Raw genomic sequence first — 14,711 nt, forward strand, 5'->3', positions numbered from 1 at the left:
GTCCTGTGCAACTTATTCATGTTCCTGGATAGGTATCTCTATGGCGGCGGTGATTGTGAAATAGCACTTGCAGGTCAGGGACGGGTGACTGGGGCTTGTGGATGGGGCGAGTCATCCATCTCTGCGGAGTTGTCTTTTCACCAATTCTGCTCTACTTGCTAGAACTGCTGGTGAGACTCGTTTCTTTGAGCATGAGCGATTACTGGGCAAACCGCATGACTGTTCCCGTCGTGCGTGCCAAAGAGTTCGCCGAGCTATCAGCTTGTTATCGGGAAGCTCTGAAGGACCGTGGTGCTTTGGATTGCACTTACAAGCTTTGGTCAGAGATGACTGCTGCCGAGAAAGCAAAAGTTGCCAAGAGATTGCCTAGTACAGCTAATAATTGGTATGTCAATTGATTGGACGGTTATAACCTTTTAGTTTTAATCAAAGAAGGTCGGCTGATGCTGTCTTCCTTGATGGTCTTTTTCTGGCAAATCGTTGGCCAGGAGAAGTCTGTTGCTGCAACATGGATTTGCAATTCAGCTTCCAAACGGAACTAGGTAGTCCGTATTGATCGCTCCTGCTATACAGCTGATTTCCGGCACTGCTAGTTGAAGAGCGTGGCTTTATTTAAAAAAAACTGTTATTCGGGTGCGCTGATTGGAATCTCTCGAGATCTAGTGAAGATGAGACCACGATTGTTTGTTGGCCAGACAGTTCAAGGAAAATTCCTTTTGTCTAATTAGTTGTTGCTGTATGCCTAACTCATGATGTGAGTTCGCAGTGGATATACATCAGCTCAGGTGCAGGGTCCCAGCACAGCTTGAGCCATGGGCAGAGCCAAGCTTGCTTTCCAGTGACTTCGTCTAACCAGTAAGTAGATCCTGGGTTTTTAGAGTCTTCTCTTAGCTTGGTGAAGGTGGTTGTTTGTTCTTCTAATGGCACGCGACTGACAGTGACTTCCATCGTGGAAAAGCGATCAGGCTTCACCTCAGATATCGATCGATAGATATCGTCCATGATCTGCTCAGTGCCGCCCACGAGCAATTCGTTGTGTGTCTTGTACTCGGGCATAGAGAACTGCCACATGCCGTCATCACGACGTTCCATATTGAAGGCCCACTGATCTTGATCTGGCGCTGAAGCGTTGACAAGTGCACGCTCTTCATCAGTCAGCTGCCAGTAACTACAATTATTTTCGAGCAGGGCTGTGTTTTCTTTGGTTGACATTCAGTTAATTGAATGAGGTCTTGCTGAAAGCAGCATAGGTATTAATTGCGACAATCATTGAATATCTTGATTTATGCATTTGATCCCAAAATAAAACCAATGGTTTGTTGATAGAGGTTCAGTGCAGCTTGAGACTTTAGGTGTATCCATGGCTCGATCCATGAAAAGCCACAAGCGCTATACAGTCAGACACCGCGAGACCAGTAGTCGAAGGATTGAAAGCTGCTATTACGCAGGTGACGCTTTCGAAGCCCGTGTTCTGGCTATGGAGGTGGTTCCCTTTATCAAGGCACACCCCAACTCCATTGAAGAGATCCGCTGCGAGGAGCCAAAGCAGGTTTAACTCGACTCCAAGCCATCCGACAATGAAATAGTTCCGTGTCCAGAGCCTGGCGGTATTGAGTTGCCAACCGATGCAACATTGCGCCTATCACCGCAATGCCTCAGCCGATCCACACTCCATGCAGGATTCCGATAGTTAGGCCCGAGAACTAGACAAATATTGGTGGATGGGAGAGGTGATCCACTGCGGCGGCGCTGTCCTTGATCCAAAGACCTACAACCTGTGCCAGATCGCCGATGTGGATTCCGGTGTGATCCGCTGGGTCAATGCCGACCTGGTCAGCCATGTGATTCCGGACTGCTGAGAGTCTCTGACGAAGGTTGGGTAAACCGTCAGCAATGAACTCTCACCGCCCAAGCCTCTATTTCTACGGTCGATGAGTCGTATTGATGAAGGATGCGACAGCTCGAGGCAGGAAGTGATGACCCTGCCTTTTTCCTAATCGCATCACTAAGCGCCATGCTTTATCTCTTAATCGCTGTTACGTGGGTTGCGGTGCTTTTTGGCATCGCCAAAAGCGAGAAATAGGTAGGCAAAAAGAAACCACCGCCAAAGGCAGTGGCTCCTAAAACTCAAGGGTGTGTGTCCTTGTTTCCACCCCTGTGAGTTTTCTCCTCACAGCTTCAAGTTACCGATAGAACGTAGGAGTGCAACCCTCTATTACCGGCCAAGTGAAAGGAATAAGCGGCTGCTATACCTGAGGCAGTTGGTCTCCTCACCGGGACTCCAACTCCTCACACCCTCTGAAGACCTGTGAAACATCGGGTCTTTTTTTTGGCTAGTGGCTCAATACCGACCTGGCCGACCACATCCTTCCTGCGATCTGAGGGGGTATGGCCAACTTCACAGCACTGGCTGAGATGGACCGTCAAGACACTCGCTGATGCCGGTTATCCCTAACGAATCACCTGCGCACCAAGCGGCAGGTATTTCCGACAATCGATTTCTGTTGGAACTAGGGATATGGACTTGCTTCAACGAATGAGAGTTCTTGGTAGCGGGTTAGTCATTGCCGCATATTTCATTACTCTCCACCTTGATGTAGTGACTGGCGTAATAGTCCACCTAACGGCAATGAGTATATCTGTGCCTTACTTCATCAAATCCAAGGCTTGGGATGTCGTGATAATGATGACGTTCCTCATGACGATCGGATCTGGACGTCTGATTACAGCAGCTATTTCTTGACTGCTTATGAGTATTAGGACTTACTGGTGTGCGCTACTCGGTTGAGATGGCAGTGAGGGAAACGTCTTCTCCGATACCACGACCAGTTGTTACTTTAGTTAACAATGCTGGATAAGCTCCTTGACGATGTCCGAATCAGCTTCCAAGTTCACGCCTTACCCATACAAATCTTTCAGTGAAAAGCTGAATGGAAGAGCCGCAATGCTCGGACTTGGTATTGGTTTGGCTGTCGAAGCCTTGACCGGTAAGGGCATTATCGAGCAAGTCAGCATCTTCAACCAAGCATCTACGATTGATTTATCCGGCGTCAATAAATTGCTGGGTGTGATGTTCAGCTGTGTTGGAATCTTCAGCTAAGTGGTCCTGGTGGTGACGACATCTGAGCCACGACGTTTCAACGCAATGCCCCGCTCTTATGAGTGGGGCTTTCTAGTGGTGATGCTCTGGCTCAATACCGACCTGGTCACCCATGTGATTCCTGACTGCTGAAGACAGGTAGTTCCACCGATGTGCCCTGGGATACACAGCAGGTAGAAATGGTTCAAGGTCAGAGGTCACCGGGAGTCACCTCAACGACCTTCAGGGGCCCAGTGGGGCCCCTTCTTAATGGGATTCGCTGGGTCCATGCCGACCTGGTGACCCACATCTTGCCCAGCTTCTGATTCCGTTCAATCCTGGCTGGTTTAGAACTTGTAGAACTCGCAGAACTCCTTGATTGCCCATCGCTTTTGAAAGTTCGCATCACCTTTCTCAGGCTCAAGCTTTAGCCCAAGGCGATTGAAGTAGTCGGCGGCCAATTCGTCGCTGGCATAGGGTCCTTCGTCTACACATTGAGCGCAGGTGTCGCGCTTTGATTGGTAGCCCGCCAGCAGCAGCGAGGCAACGGCAACGGCAGCAATGGCGGATATTCGTTTCATTTATTGCATTCCTCCTCCGGCCCCCACTTGAGCAGCTTTCCGTTGAACGTGGTTTCGCCAGGGATGCCATGGATCTCCCATAGGTGCTGTCTTAAGCCGACTAACTGCCAGGCATTTCCAAACTGCTGGCCGCAGTGAGGGCAGAAGCTCTTGAGGGGGTCTCTTTTGGACATGAGCTCAGCTTGGCCTGAGGCCTGCTCAAAAACATCCCTCATTCAGGGGAATCTCAGCCGTACTCAGGGCACCATCCGGCCTGGTCTTGCCAAGCGGGGCTCCAGTGTCACCGTGTTGCAGGCCTGGGCAGTCGTGGCTAGTACTGGTGTCCTATTTTTGTGGGTATGTCGGTTGATCGCGGGGTCTACAACTCGCCCGAGTTAGAGAGGTCGGTCTTTCTGGATGTGGTTCCAGGGATGACGGTCATCGTCCAGCACGACCTTCAGATCGGAGAGAAGCGCGGCAAGGATTGGTGGATGGGGCAGGCCATCCACTGCGGGGGAGCTGCTCGCGACCCCAAGGTGCACAACCTTTTTCAAATAGCCGATGTGGATTCCGGTGTGATCCGCTGGGTCAACGCTGACCTGGTGACTCACATCCTTCCTGCGATCTGACTCAGTCGCAGCTCATATCCCAACTGTCGCCCCAGGCTTGCTTCACCGTGATCTCCGTTGGAACGGCATTCGACAGGAGAGGCATCGAGAAGATCGACAGCGCCAACAGGCAGATCGACGCAGGCATCGCCAGTCGGATCCAGTCCTCTTTTCTCATGCTCATCAGATGGTGTGTGCCCATCTGTCATGGCATCGATCGATGCCTCTTCGCATTCCTGCGGCTCTTCATTCCTGATCAGCGCCACTGACGGGGCAACGGGCAGGGCGGTCAAAACGAACTCATCCATTGGGACGGCGGCATCAACAACTTCATTGGGATGCCAACCGCATTCGGTGCAACCGATCTCGCGTCCTACTTCGACAGCCTCGGGTACTCACTGGCGGTTAACTAGTGAACGGCACTGAGGAAGATTTCGTTCCTATCGAATCTCCATGATGAAACTAGAGGGCCGAGAGAATGAGACTTTGTTCTCGCAAGATTGCTCGCAGGGATAGCTCAAGAGGTACATAGAGGGCAGTGATTTTCTACCGCCAGAAATGATGAGCTTGTTTAAAACAAAAATAGACCGTAGATCAATCACAATGTCTACTTTTACCTATAGCCTTTTGGCTGGATTTTCACTGTTTACAGTATCAGCAGCATTGTTTCTGTTGCCTTATATGGGTAACTGGCCGCAAAGCTAATAAGCAGCAGACAAACATCCCGATTTGAAAACCCCGCACTAGGCGGGGCTTGATTGGTGTGAGGTGTTTTGTCGGGAGATCGATAGCGACTACTCAACGCCCCCTGCTTTTCCCTTTCGGGTCTTGTATAGCTCTCAGCCTCGCTTTCATGGCCTCAGGCTTCCCGACAAGGAATGGATTAATCAGTAGCAGTCATAACCACCAAAAACGCTCTTACTGCATGTCTGATTGAAACGCTGTCCGCCGATTGTTCCCTCTGTTTCGTACCCACCAAAAACATTAGTTCTTGTAGTGCTATTAAATCTCTGCCCATTGATTGTGCCGCTGCAGTCGTTGCCTCCAAACCCAAAACTTGGGCGGCAGTTGTAACCAGCTTCAGCAGGATTAGAGATCAAGAAAGAACCACCGATAACAGCAGCCACAGCGACGAAAGTAGAAAGTTTCATTTGATTGATTTAGAGAGTGGAGGTCATCCCTCCTGGACCTCTTCACCATCTCCGGAATCAATCGGGTTCGCATCACCCTTAAGGGTGAACGTGCTGGCCTCTGCCTCCCCCGATTGGGGATCAGCTCATCCGGAAGCCAGTCACGCCGAGACTCGCGGCAAAAGACCCTTTTGAAGGGCAATGCAGGCGTATCCGAGGGCATCGAGCGAGGCGATTGCGTTCCAGCTCGGGTTGCTGAGTGGAGGGTGGTCTTCAATGAAAGGAGTTGATGCTGTTGAACCCTGTGAGTCAGCTTGATTTTGAGGCTGAATATGGACGCAAATACCGCACCACAATCCAACATTCCGTCCCAGGTCATGCAACCCTTCTTGAGATCGCAGCGGCTGCAATCGGTGACACGGCTCCAGCAGCTAAGCGAATTCTTGTCGTAGGGCCTGGACCGGGAGATGAGCTGCCTCAGCTACTGGACGCCTGTCCTGAAGCTGAATTTGTTGTAATTGAGCCCAGTGCTCAGATGTTGCAGACCAGTATTGAAACCTTGAAAGGCCATGGCGGTTTCGAAAGGTGCCAGTGGGTTCCGAAGAGCCTGGAAGAAGCCGTTCGCTCGGGTCTCCTGCAAAGCGATTTTGATGGCGTCATCTGTCACAACGTGCTTCACCTGATGGCTCCAGATCAGCAGGGTCTGATGATTGAGCTTCTTGTAGAGCAGTCACTGCCAGGAGGCGTGTTGCTCATCAGCAGTTACAGCGAAGCTGCGGAACCTGAGATCTGCGACACGATCTTCAGCATCGCTGCACGACGTTTGCTCGATCGCGGTCTTCCTGCCGAAATGGTGGATAAATTTCTAACTGCCAGGAACACTGCCGTTTTTTCTCTGGATGCAGCCCGGCTCGAAGCCAAGCTCGTGGGGCTGAATTGCCAAGCGCCAATCCAGCTTTATCAAGGCCTGTTTGCACGGTTGTGGATCACGAGGCGGATTTGAATTTGATGATCTTGTGAAGATCTTGAGTGCCTTTGACATTCGCTGCTCTGGTTCGGACCAGCGCACATGTACATCGCCCCAGCACTGCCAGGCGATCCCATATGAGCAAAGCTGGTACTTATTGACCAGAAATAGTGGATTAAGGGGATGGTGCAGATTCTGCAGTTAGGAGCAATTGCAGTGCTTGCACTAGTGACTGTTGTCGTCGTAGGAGTCGATCAAGGCAAACAGCGAAGTAGCGATCGACCAGCTGAAAGTAAAGGACAGCTGGAACGCCTACGCGAGGAGCATCTTGAAGACTCCGTTCCACTAAGAAAATGATTGGAAAAGCTGGTCCCTACCGATCAACTCTGATCGCTCCAAGCCCTGGCCTCGGCGGTTGATCGAGACACCCGCACGCTGAGCTTTCAGGCCCTGGTTGATCAGAGACAGCTGCTGCTTGATGGCGTCAGCGCGGGACGGCATAAATCCATGGCATAAATCTTTCGCTTTTATGCCAGATCCTTCGCGAAAAAACCAGCGCCCTCTTCCGAAACCACCTCCGCAGGGCTGAGCCTAGATACTAAAAAACCCAGTCAGTGACTGGGCTTCTGAAACGGAGAGGGTCGGATTCGAACCGACGGTGAACTTGCGCCCACGCTGGTTTTCAAGACCAGAGCCATAAACCACTCGACCACCTCTCCTCACTGCGTGACATCAGCGACATCCGCAAAGGCAGTTTAAAGGAGTCACCTCCGGATGACTCCTTTCTTTATTTCAGCTGTTGGGCTTGGCCAGAGGCAAGAGGCACTTGTCTGAATCGCAACCGGCGGGGCCGGCTTCGCTGATCTCACCCATGTCGTAGCGCTGCAGCGCCTCGAAGAAATCAGAGCTCACACGTCGTTGGATGACCTCGGTTTGCATCCTTTCGTACGTTGCGGCATCGATTGGTTCGAACGGCAGGCGGGGGAATGTGGCGTTGGCGTCGAAACGGGCCAGCAAGGCCGCTGAGATGTAGCCCTCTCCACGTTCGATGGTGCCGTGCAGTGCATCGGTGAGAGCGTCGATTTCATGCTCACGGAACTCGATCGTTGCCGAGGTGTTGTGAGCGGTGTAGTGGGTCTGAACCTGCATGTAGAAATCGAACTGGGCCATGGCCGAGAAGGCGTTGATGTCTACTGCATCCGCGCCGGGCAGATTCGCCCAACTCACTTCGGTGGGAATTTCCACCAGCCATTCGGTGCAACGGGGATCGAACGGATCATCCAGCAGTCGACCTTGCTCATCTTTGTCGGACTGAGATGGCACCACGGTGTAGCCATAGTCCATGCAAGCCATGGCCACCGGATCGTTCTTGCCGAAGGTGATGCGGCGGATGAAGCGTTGAGCCTTGGGGGGGTGCCAGCCAGGGGCAGCACCGGTGAGCAGGCTTTTGGTGCCGGCGGGTTGCACTGTTGTGCATCGGTTGGGACGACGCAGTCCATGACGGTCGCAGTATTCCCAAACCGCTTCATTCACGGTTGTCTTCCAGCGACTGAGATACTCCGCTTCCTGGCGTTTGAAGTCCTGGCCCTCTTCGGTGTCTGGGCGACCGGCTTCCCACCATTTCAGCCAGGGCGTTCCGAAGGCGTGCACAAAGAAATCGAACAGGCCCGTGAAACTCACGCCAACGATCGGATCCCAGGCGCGGCTTTGGCGATAGCGTTCCACTTCGAATTGATGGTTCAGCAGGCAAGCCACTGACAAGGCACCAGCTCTGAAGGCGTCGCGTTGACCCTCGTCATCGCTGGGGTCGATCTGGTTGAGATGAACTTCTGCCAGGTTGCAGTGGAAGTCTGCGCCGAGAATCTCCCCACAGGGATTGAGCCCATAGCGTCCGAGTCGATGCTCGAGTTCGTCATCTGCAATTGGGCCGTGATTCAGATTCAGCCAGCGACCAGCCTCTTCTTTGCCTTGATCGCAATAGATGTCGATGAATTCCCGACGCAGTTCAGGTGTAGAGAGAAGATCAGCATTGGAGCGAGCAATCGCTTCAGGCGCGAACTGGATCGCTCCCTCACCACTGTGGAACTGGCGGGTCACCGCTTCTAACAGCACTTCACGGCTGGGGCGGGTGTGATAAACCCTGGTGTGATTGGCCATGCGCAGGGCATCACGCTCGGGATCAATCCGCCAGTTGCCATCAGCATCCTGCTGCCAGAGATTGTCTTTAGCGCCGGCCGCGCTGGTGTCGTTGAACGCGAACTGACGCATGCCCGCGCTGCGACGGATGTTGCCGGCCACGATGGTGACGGCAGCCTCATCAATCAGCAGGCAGCATTCAACAGAGGTCAGCCTGCGCCCAACGGCTTTGCCCAGAAGACGGGCGACACGTCCGTAGAGATCCTTGAGTTTGACCGGATTGGCCATGCCCCCGAAGCCCTTGAGGGTTTCGCCAACAGGTCGTACGTCGGAAAGATCAACATCAACTTTGATTGTGCGTCCTGCAAAACGCTCATCACTGCTGAGGTTGAGCAGCAATTGATAGCTGTCGACCCAGCCCCGACGGGTGTCGCCAACACGGATCGAGACGGTGTCACCATCGATGGTGTGGGTGGTGGAGTCTTGGCGCTCGCCGGCTGGAGTGACTCCGATGTCGGTGACCTTGACCACTTCAATCGGATTAGTGACCACCGGCAGGCGGTCGATCAGGTGCGGTTCGATGATGGCGCCTGTACCGCAGCCCATCATCGCCAGGTCCATCATCAGACCGAAGGCTTCCCAATCCACCAAGTTGGTGGAGGTGCAGTTGTAAGAACCGGAAAAATTTTCCTGGCGTTCGATCCAGGGTGTGCCGCCGATCCAGAGCCAACGACCAGAAGGCAAAGCTTTTTGATTGGCTTGCATCCGGGACAACAGCGACACTTCTTCATCGGTTAGCTGGCCGAGCTTCTGTAAACCGCCGAGATTTCGCGATCCAACTTCACTCCAACTCTCTCTTCCGGAGCTGCTGCGTCGGCTGTATGTCCGATAGAAAACGGGGTTGGCGGCAGGAGCTGTGGCGGGGAAGTTGCCGTTGCTGGACAGAGTTTCAGTGATGTCTTGGGTGTCACTGCGGCTTGGAGACAGGGTCACGTTGTCGGGCGGGTCAGTCCCGGCACACTAACGCCAGCAATGGGGGTGGCAACCGGTTGGTGGCACTATCCGCAGTGTCGCTGGTCAAGAGGGGGCAGAGACTGCCACCATTTCGATCAGTCATCGTCAGCAGGTAGATGGTTTGTTCTCAGCGCCTGGTGGGGCGACTGTTCACGCGAGCATTGACCCGACCGTTCACGCGTGCGTTGAGATTTCTGCTGGTTGGTCTGGTGGCATTGGCCTTGAGCATTGCCCCACCTCTGCTGAATGTGAAAGCCACTGAGGCTTTTCAGCAGCAACCCATGACCTCTAAGGGTTTAATTCCGATTGAAGAGCAGCCGTTTTATCCGCTGCTGCTGAAGTCTTCCGAAACTTGGAGTGATGTCGTACTTGATCAGGTGGTGGGCGATAGCCCTCGAACCACCTTGCTGAACTTTTATTCCGTGATGGCGGATGTTGGTCTAAGGGCCGATCGTCTTGGTCAGAGATCTTCCGCCAAGAAACAGTCACGTCAGGAACAGATTGACGACACAAATTTGTTGTTCGCTCTGGCTGTTAAGGCACTGGATTCCAGCTCAATTCCCAAGAGCGTTCGCGATGACATGGCCGATGAGGCAGCGATTCAGCTCAAGCATGTGCTCGATTATGTGTTCACTCACAGCAGGCAGTTGATTGAAGTCCCCGATGTGGAGGGGATGAAAGAGCTCAATGACCGACGTTCAACGCCGACAAATTCATGGCGCATTCCTGGAACGGCAGTCACGCTCACCTCGGATCTTGATGATGATCCGGAGAATGAAAGTTTTTATTTCTCTGCGTCAACCGTGTCATCGATCCGCTCGATGTACGACGAGATCAGAACTATCCCAGAGATTCAACAACCTTTCGCCACCCCACGTTTCTACTCAGATTTCATCCACACTCCCGGCTATCTGGTACCACCAGATTGGTATCTAGCTCTTCCAAAGAGCTGGCGTGGCTTGTTCGAATGGCCAATCGGTGATCAGACGCTTTTTCAGGTTTTTTGCGCAGCACTCTTGATCGGTGTGTACGGGTTCATCTATCTGCGCTTGCTGCGGATGCTGTTTAACACTTACAAATCTGGCGCGCATCGAGTCGAAAATGATCGCTTGATCTTTCAACTCGATTCTTTGGCCTGGAAGCGGGTTTTGATTGTTCTGCCCGCGCTGCCTCTCACTTATGCCACTGAACAGCTGATCGATAACTTTCTCAATTTCACGGGATTTCCACTCGTGGTGGCCATCTATTCCTTTTATGTGATCTGGTATTTCTCGGCCAGTGTTCTCGTCTTCTTTTTATTCGAAGCGGTTGGTCGAAGCAGCTCTGAGTTCCTCGCACGGGTTCGTGGTGGTGAGTCTCCGATTCGATTGCGCAGGATCACCAGTCTGGTGATGCCAATCAGTCGCGTCGTCGGCGCATTGGTTTCGGTCGTGCTGATTTATCGGCTGCTGCTCCTGCTGGGTCTCCCTTCCAGCACCGTGCTGGCCTTTTCAGCCGTACCAGGTCTCGCTATCGGTCTCGGAGCTTCCAAGCTGCTCGGCAATCTGTTTGCTGGTTTGTCGATCCAAACCGATCGTCCTCTGCGGGTTGGTGAATTCTGCGAAGTCGGAGGCAATCTCGGCTTCGTGACCAAGATCGGTCTGCGTTCAATGGAACTGCAAACGCTGGAAAGCCGCGTCACGATCCCCAATTCCGTTGCGGATGAAGCCACGATCGTGAATTATTCAAGACGCGGTTGTCAGCTGGGAGCGTCAGCCGGTGCAAGGGCTTGAGTTGCGCTTGCCGATTCGTGATCCTCTCTCACCCTTTCAGCTGGATGAGCTGATGCGTCAGGCCAGGCGCATGGTTGCCGCACCTGAAACGCTGCAGTTGGAGGTGGAACTGCATGAACCTGTGGTGAGTCTCGAATCATTGGAAGACGGCACGAATCAACTGATTGTGTTTGTGATGGTTGAACTTCACGGTTGGACAGCATTTTTGAAAGTGCGTGAAACGCTGCTAGTAGCCCTGGAAGAGTTACTGGAACGCGTTTCACTCAGTGAGCTTGTGGTGGGTGTTGCCTACAGCACAACTCCTCAACAGTTGGAACGCATTCCGGAGCTGATGCGATCAGTGGTGGCAGAAGATTCTCAGCTTGATTTCGAGGCCTGTCGGCTTGTGCGCATTTCAGCGTTCAGCTACGACCATGAATTGGAGATCCGTTCATGCCACGCCATGCATGACGACTTTGAAAACAGTTTGCACCGCCTCAATCGCAGGATCCTTGAGGTGCTCTCGCAGCATCGCATCGAGATCCCTTTCCCCACACAGACCTTGGAGCTGCATTCCTCTGAATCAAGTCAATGATTCTGCGCATTCCAGAACCTGAAGTGATGAACGACCCGCTGCAGGTGGATGCCTACGCAGCAGCAGATTTCAGTGGAACGGACCAAGCGATGGTCGAGCGAATTGCCACGTTGCTTCACTCATCCGGCGCATCGTTCAAGCCTCAAGCACGTTTGCTGGATCTCGGATGCGGACCAGGAAATATCACGGCTCGTCTGGCCCAGAGATGGCCGAAGTGTTCAGTGCTCGGACTCGATGCGGCTGACCGGATGATTGCTGTGGCGGATGATCGCCGTCGTGTAGCCGGTTTGTCGCGCGAGCGCCTTCGCTATGAGCAGGCTCTGCTGCCGATTCACCAGGCGGATCAACCAGCGGATCTGATTGTCAGCAATAGCTTGCTGCATCACCTCCACGACCCTCATCAGCTTTGGTCGTCATTGATCCCACTGGCAGCGCCTCACTGCCTGGTGCTGCATCGCGACCTTCGCCGCCCAGACAGCGAGGCAAGCATTGATCGACTTTGTCAGTGCCATGTCGCTGACGCTCCGTTGGTGCTGCAACGGGATTACAGGGCATCGCTGCATGCGTCCTTCTCGTTGGAGGAGGTCAAAGCGCAGTTGCTGCTTGCTGGTCTGCAGCATCTGCAGGTGGTTGCCGTTGAAGATCGCTACCTGGAGGTGAGTGGCTGGATCACGGGCTGTCAGGCTGGATCTGGTCAACGCACACCATGAGCACCGATTCAGCACTTCAGGACGGACGTGAGCTGCTGGATGCGGTGGCGCGACGGCGCAATTTTGCGATTATTTCTCACCCTGATGCGGGTAAAACCACGCTGACTGAGAAATTGCTGCTGTACGGAGGAGCGATTCAGCAGGCTGGTGCGGTGAAAGCCCGTGGTGAGCAGCGCAAGGTCACGTCCGATTGGATGGAGCTTGAGAAGCAACGGGGTATTTCGATCACCTCCACTGTTCTTCAGTTCGATTACACGGGTAACACCATCAATCTGCTGGATACGCCCGGCCACCAGGATTTCTCGGAAGACACCTACCGGACCTTGGCAGCAGCGGATAACGCCGTGATGCTTGAAGATGCGGCCAAGGGGCTTGAGCCGCAGACCCGCAAGCTGTTTGAGGTTTGCCGCATGCGGGAAATTCCTATCTTCACGTTCATCAACAAGATGGACCGACCGGGTCGGGAACCTCTGGCACTCCTCGATGAAATTGAATCAGAGCTGGAACTCACCCCTTGGGCCGTGAACTGGCCGATCGGCAGTGGCGAGCAGTTCCGTGGAGTGATTGATCGTCGTTCCCACGAAGTGATTCTGTTCAGTCGTGCTGAACGTGGGCGCCAATCGGAAGAACGTCATCTCTCTTTGGATGACCCTGATCTCAAAGACCTTGTGGAACCCGAGCTGCTGGAGCAGGCGGTTGAGGAGATGGAGCTGCTCGAAGCGGCAGGGGCTGAACTTGATCTCGAGCTGGTGCATGCCGGCGAGCTGACGCCGGTGTTTTTTGGTTCGGCGATGACCAATTTCGGAGTGCGTCCCTTCCTGAATGCGTTTCTGGAGATGGCTCAGAAGCCTGTGGCGCGTCAGGGGCAAGACGGTCCAGTCGATCCGTTGCGGCCTGACTTCAGTGGTTTCGTGTTCAAACTGCAGGCCAACATGGATCCTCGTCACAGAGACCGGGTCGCTTTTGTCCGTGTCTGCAGCGGGCGTTTTGAAAAAGACATGACAGTCCGTCATGCCCGCACGGGCAAGGCCATTCGCTTGTCACGCCCACAGAAACTGTTTGGACAAGATCGTGCGGTTGTGGAGGATGCGTTCCCAGGTGACGTGATTGGACTGAACAATCCCGGGATGTTCTCAATCGGCGACACGCTCTACACCGGAACCAAGGTGGAGTACGAGGGAATTCCCTGCTTCAGTCCAGAGATCTTCAGCTGGCTGCGTAATCCCAACCCCTCAGCATTCAAGAATTTCCGTAAGGGGGTCAATGAATTGCGTGAAGAGGGAGCTGTGCAGATCCTCTATGACAATGACGAAAGTAAAAGGGATCCAATCCTTGCTGCCGTCGGTCAGCTGCAACTTGAGGTTGTGCAACATCGTCTTCAGAACGAATACGGTGTCGAAACTCGCTTGGAGCCGCTGGGCTATCAAGTGGCTCGTTGGGTCACTGGTGGCTGGTCGTCGCTGGAGAAAGTCGGTCGGATTTTTAATTGCAAAACCGTGAGGGATGCATGGAATCGCCCGGTTCTGTTATTCAAAAACGACTGGAATCTCAATCAGCTTCATGAAGAGCATCCCGATCTTGAGCTCAATGCTGTGGCTCCTGTCGTGAGTGGAGTTGAGCCGATCAGTCTCTGATCACAGAACGCGCTGATTGATCAGCTGAGGAAAAGCCCTCTCAAGCAGGAAGAGCTTTCTGTTGGTTTTCACATCTGCAAAGCTGTTCAGCCGATCGCTCGTCGCCTGCTTCATTCGTTGAGCTAACAGGACTCAAGCGAATGGCTGTGCGACCGAGCTTGATTTCACCAGTCAGCATCAATAAACCTTGTCGATGTTTATTGATCCATGACATGCATTGGCTCGTCAACGATTTAATCCCGATTTCATCTATGCGAGTCTGAGTTGGAGGCCTGTTGCTTTGGAATGCACCTTTGAAGTCAATGGTTTTTCTGGAGGATGAAAATTGCAAAGATCCTATTTAAAAAACTCTTGATCAATATTGAAGAACTGCCTTGATCAATGTGTAGGTCCTGGTCGCCGGCTCCTCCAACCCTGTTCTCTGCAAAATCTGCGCTGGTCTGCACGAAGCTGCTCGCAAGCTAGTTCAGAGTTGTCTTCAGATCTGATTGGAGCCGTTGTTGGCTTCAATCCCAATCCTTGTTGAA

14 protein-coding genes, 1 tRNA gene and 1 pseudogene are annotated in these 14,711 nt (G+C 53.2%); 9 read left to right on the forward strand and 7 right to left on the reverse strand.

Going from position 1 to position 14,711, the window contains the following annotated elements:
- The first annotated feature begins 191 nt into the window (after positions 1-191).
- Complete coding sequence (locus SynMITS9220_RS04900; protein ID WP_186991158.1) at positions 192-398, forward strand: hypothetical protein; 207 nt, start codon at positions 192-194, stop codon at positions 396-398.
- Between the two features lie 349 nt (positions 399-747).
- On the opposite strand, the gene SynMITS9220_RS04905 is transcribed toward SynMITS9220_RS04900, so the two are convergent.
- Entirely contained in the window at positions 748-1,212 is a 465-nt protein-coding gene (locus SynMITS9220_RS04905) for a DUF6717 family protein (protein ID WP_186991160.1), read from the reverse strand.
- A 500-nt stretch (positions 1,213-1,712) separates the two neighbouring features.
- Between SynMITS9220_RS04905 and SynMITS9220_RS04910 the strand changes: the two are divergent.
- Positions 1,713-1,859, forward strand: a pseudogene (locus SynMITS9220_RS04910) (DUF3104 domain-containing protein); the annotation flags it as partial.
- A gap of 1,010 nt (positions 1,860-2,869) precedes the next feature.
- On the forward strand, positions 2,870-3,100 hold the full coding sequence (locus SynMITS9220_RS13335; protein ID WP_255483225.1) for a hypothetical protein: 231 nt from the start codon (positions 2,870-2,872) through the stop codon (positions 3,098-3,100).
- A gap of 326 nt (positions 3,101-3,426) precedes the next feature.
- On the opposite strand, the gene SynMITS9220_RS04920 is transcribed toward SynMITS9220_RS13335, so the two are convergent.
- Positions 3,427-3,660: a hypothetical protein gene (locus SynMITS9220_RS04920; protein ID WP_186991164.1), complete on the reverse strand. Its 234-nt coding sequence runs from the start codon at positions 3,658-3,660 to the stop codon at positions 3,427-3,429.
- 410 nt (positions 3,661-4,070) lie between these two features.
- Between SynMITS9220_RS04920 and SynMITS9220_RS04925 the strand changes: the two genes are divergently transcribed.
- A complete protein-coding gene (locus tag SynMITS9220_RS04925; RefSeq protein WP_370594379.1) occupies positions 4,071-4,268 on the forward strand; it encodes a DUF3104 domain-containing protein in 198 nt (65 codons plus the stop codon).
- On the opposite strand, the gene SynMITS9220_RS04930 is transcribed toward SynMITS9220_RS04925, so the two are convergent.
- Together SynMITS9220_RS04930 and SynMITS9220_RS04935 are read right to left on the reverse strand one after the other, a co-directional pair.
- Complete coding sequence (locus tag SynMITS9220_RS04930) at positions 4,247-4,555, reverse strand: hypothetical protein (RefSeq protein ID WP_186991168.1); 309 nt, start codon at positions 4,553-4,555, stop codon at positions 4,247-4,249. The two genes, SynMITS9220_RS04925 and SynMITS9220_RS04930, sit on opposite strands and share 22 nt — an antisense overlap.
- Before the next feature lie 579 nt (positions 4,556-5,134).
- A complete protein-coding gene (locus tag SynMITS9220_RS04935; RefSeq protein ID WP_186991170.1) occupies positions 5,135-5,398 on the reverse strand; it encodes a hypothetical protein in 264 nt (87 codons plus the stop codon).
- Between the two features lie 268 nt (positions 5,399-5,666).
- Between SynMITS9220_RS04935 and SynMITS9220_RS04940 the strand changes: the two genes are divergently transcribed.
- Complete coding sequence (locus SynMITS9220_RS04940; RefSeq protein ID WP_186991172.1) at positions 5,667-6,380, forward strand: trans-aconitate 2-methyltransferase; 714 nt, start codon at positions 5,667-5,669, stop codon at positions 6,378-6,380.
- A 309-nt stretch (positions 6,381-6,689) separates the two neighbouring features.
- Here SynMITS9220_RS04940 and SynMITS9220_RS04945 read toward each other — a convergent pair whose 3' ends face one another.
- The 3 genes from SynMITS9220_RS04945 to nrdJ form a co-directional block, all read right to left on the reverse strand.
- Entirely contained in the window at positions 6,690-6,845 is a 156-nt protein-coding gene (locus tag SynMITS9220_RS04945; protein ID WP_186991174.1) for a hypothetical protein, read from the reverse strand.
- Between the two features lie 131 nt (positions 6,846-6,976).
- Positions 6,977-7,063 (reverse strand) — tRNA-Ser (locus SynMITS9220_RS04950).
- Between the two features lie 73 nt (positions 7,064-7,136).
- A complete protein-coding gene (gene nrdJ, locus SynMITS9220_RS04955; protein ID WP_186991176.1) occupies positions 7,137-9,473 on the reverse strand; it encodes a ribonucleoside-triphosphate reductase, adenosylcobalamin-dependent in 2,337 nt (778 codons plus the stop codon).
- A 137-nt stretch (positions 9,474-9,610) separates the two neighbouring features.
- On the opposite strand from nrdJ, the gene SynMITS9220_RS04960 reads away from it, so the two are divergent.
- The 4 genes from SynMITS9220_RS04960 to SynMITS9220_RS04970 are packed head-to-tail and all read left to right on the forward strand — an operon-like array spanning position 9,611 to position 14,184.
- Positions 9,611-11,266, forward strand: a complete 1,656-nt coding sequence (locus SynMITS9220_RS04960) for a mechanosensitive ion channel family protein (RefSeq protein ID WP_255483226.1) — start codon at positions 9,611-9,613, stop codon at positions 11,264-11,266.
- Positions 11,267-11,273: 7 nt separating this feature from the next.
- Positions 11,274-11,840 (forward strand): mechanosensitive ion channel family protein, encoded by a 567-nt coding sequence (locus tag SynMITS9220_RS13340; protein WP_255483227.1) that lies wholly within the window; start codon positions 11,274-11,276, stop codon positions 11,838-11,840.
- A gap of 26 nt (positions 11,841-11,866) precedes the next feature.
- A complete protein-coding gene (locus tag SynMITS9220_RS04965) occupies positions 11,867-12,550 on the forward strand; it encodes a trans-aconitate 2-methyltransferase (RefSeq protein ID WP_255483228.1) in 684 nt (227 codons plus the stop codon).
- Entirely contained in the window at positions 12,547-14,184 is a 1,638-nt protein-coding gene (locus SynMITS9220_RS04970; RefSeq protein ID WP_115126393.1) for a peptide chain release factor 3, read from the forward strand. Before SynMITS9220_RS04965 ends, SynMITS9220_RS04970 begins: the two co-directional genes overlap by 4 nt.
- The last annotated feature ends 527 nt before the right edge of the window (positions 14,185-14,711 follow it).

This window comes from Synechococcus sp. MIT S9220 (assembly GCF_014304815.1).
Classification (GTDB): Bacteria; Cyanobacteriota; Cyanobacteriia; order PCC-6307; family Cyanobiaceae; genus Synechococcus_C.

Bases quoted from the DNA above. Each gene is read 5' to 3' on its own strand.
- SynMITS9220_RS04900 (WP_186991158.1), top strand. From the start codon at position 192: ATGAGCGATTACTGGGCAAACCGCATGACTGTTCCCGTCGTGCGTGCC.
- SynMITS9220_RS04905 (WP_186991160.1), bottom strand. From the start codon at position 1,212: ATGTCAACCAAAGAAAACACAGCCCTGCTCGAAAATAATTGTAGTTAC.
- SynMITS9220_RS13335 (WP_255483225.1), top strand. From the start codon at position 2,870: ATGTCCGAATCAGCTTCCAAGTTCACGCCTTACCCATACAAATCTTTC.
- SynMITS9220_RS04920 (WP_186991164.1), bottom strand. From the start codon at position 3,660: ATGAAACGAATATCCGCCATTGCTGCCGTTGCCGTTGCCTCGCTGCTG.
- SynMITS9220_RS04925 (WP_370594379.1), top strand. From the start codon at position 4,071: ATGACGGTCATCGTCCAGCACGACCTTCAGATCGGAGAGAAGCGCGGC.
- SynMITS9220_RS04930 (WP_186991168.1), bottom strand. From the start codon at position 4,555: ATGGATGAGTTCGTTTTGACCGCCCTGCCCGTTGCCCCGTCAGTGGCG.
- SynMITS9220_RS04935 (WP_186991170.1), bottom strand. From the start codon at position 5,398: ATGAAACTTTCTACTTTCGTCGCTGTGGCTGCTGTTATCGGTGGTTCT.
- SynMITS9220_RS04940 (WP_186991172.1), top strand. From the start codon at position 5,667: ATGCTGTTGAACCCTGTGAGTCAGCTTGATTTTGAGGCTGAATATGGA.
- SynMITS9220_RS04945 (WP_186991174.1), bottom strand. From the start codon at position 6,845: ATGCCGTCCCGCGCTGACGCCATCAAGCAGCAGCTGTCTCTGATCAAC.
- SynMITS9220_RS04960 (WP_255483226.1), top strand. From the start codon at position 9,611: ATGGTTTGTTCTCAGCGCCTGGTGGGGCGACTGTTCACGCGAGCATTG.
- SynMITS9220_RS04965 (WP_255483228.1), top strand. From the start codon at position 11,867: ATGAACGACCCGCTGCAGGTGGATGCCTACGCAGCAGCAGATTTCAGT.
- SynMITS9220_RS04970 (WP_115126393.1), top strand. From the start codon at position 12,547: ATGAGCACCGATTCAGCACTTCAGGACGGACGTGAGCTGCTGGATGCG.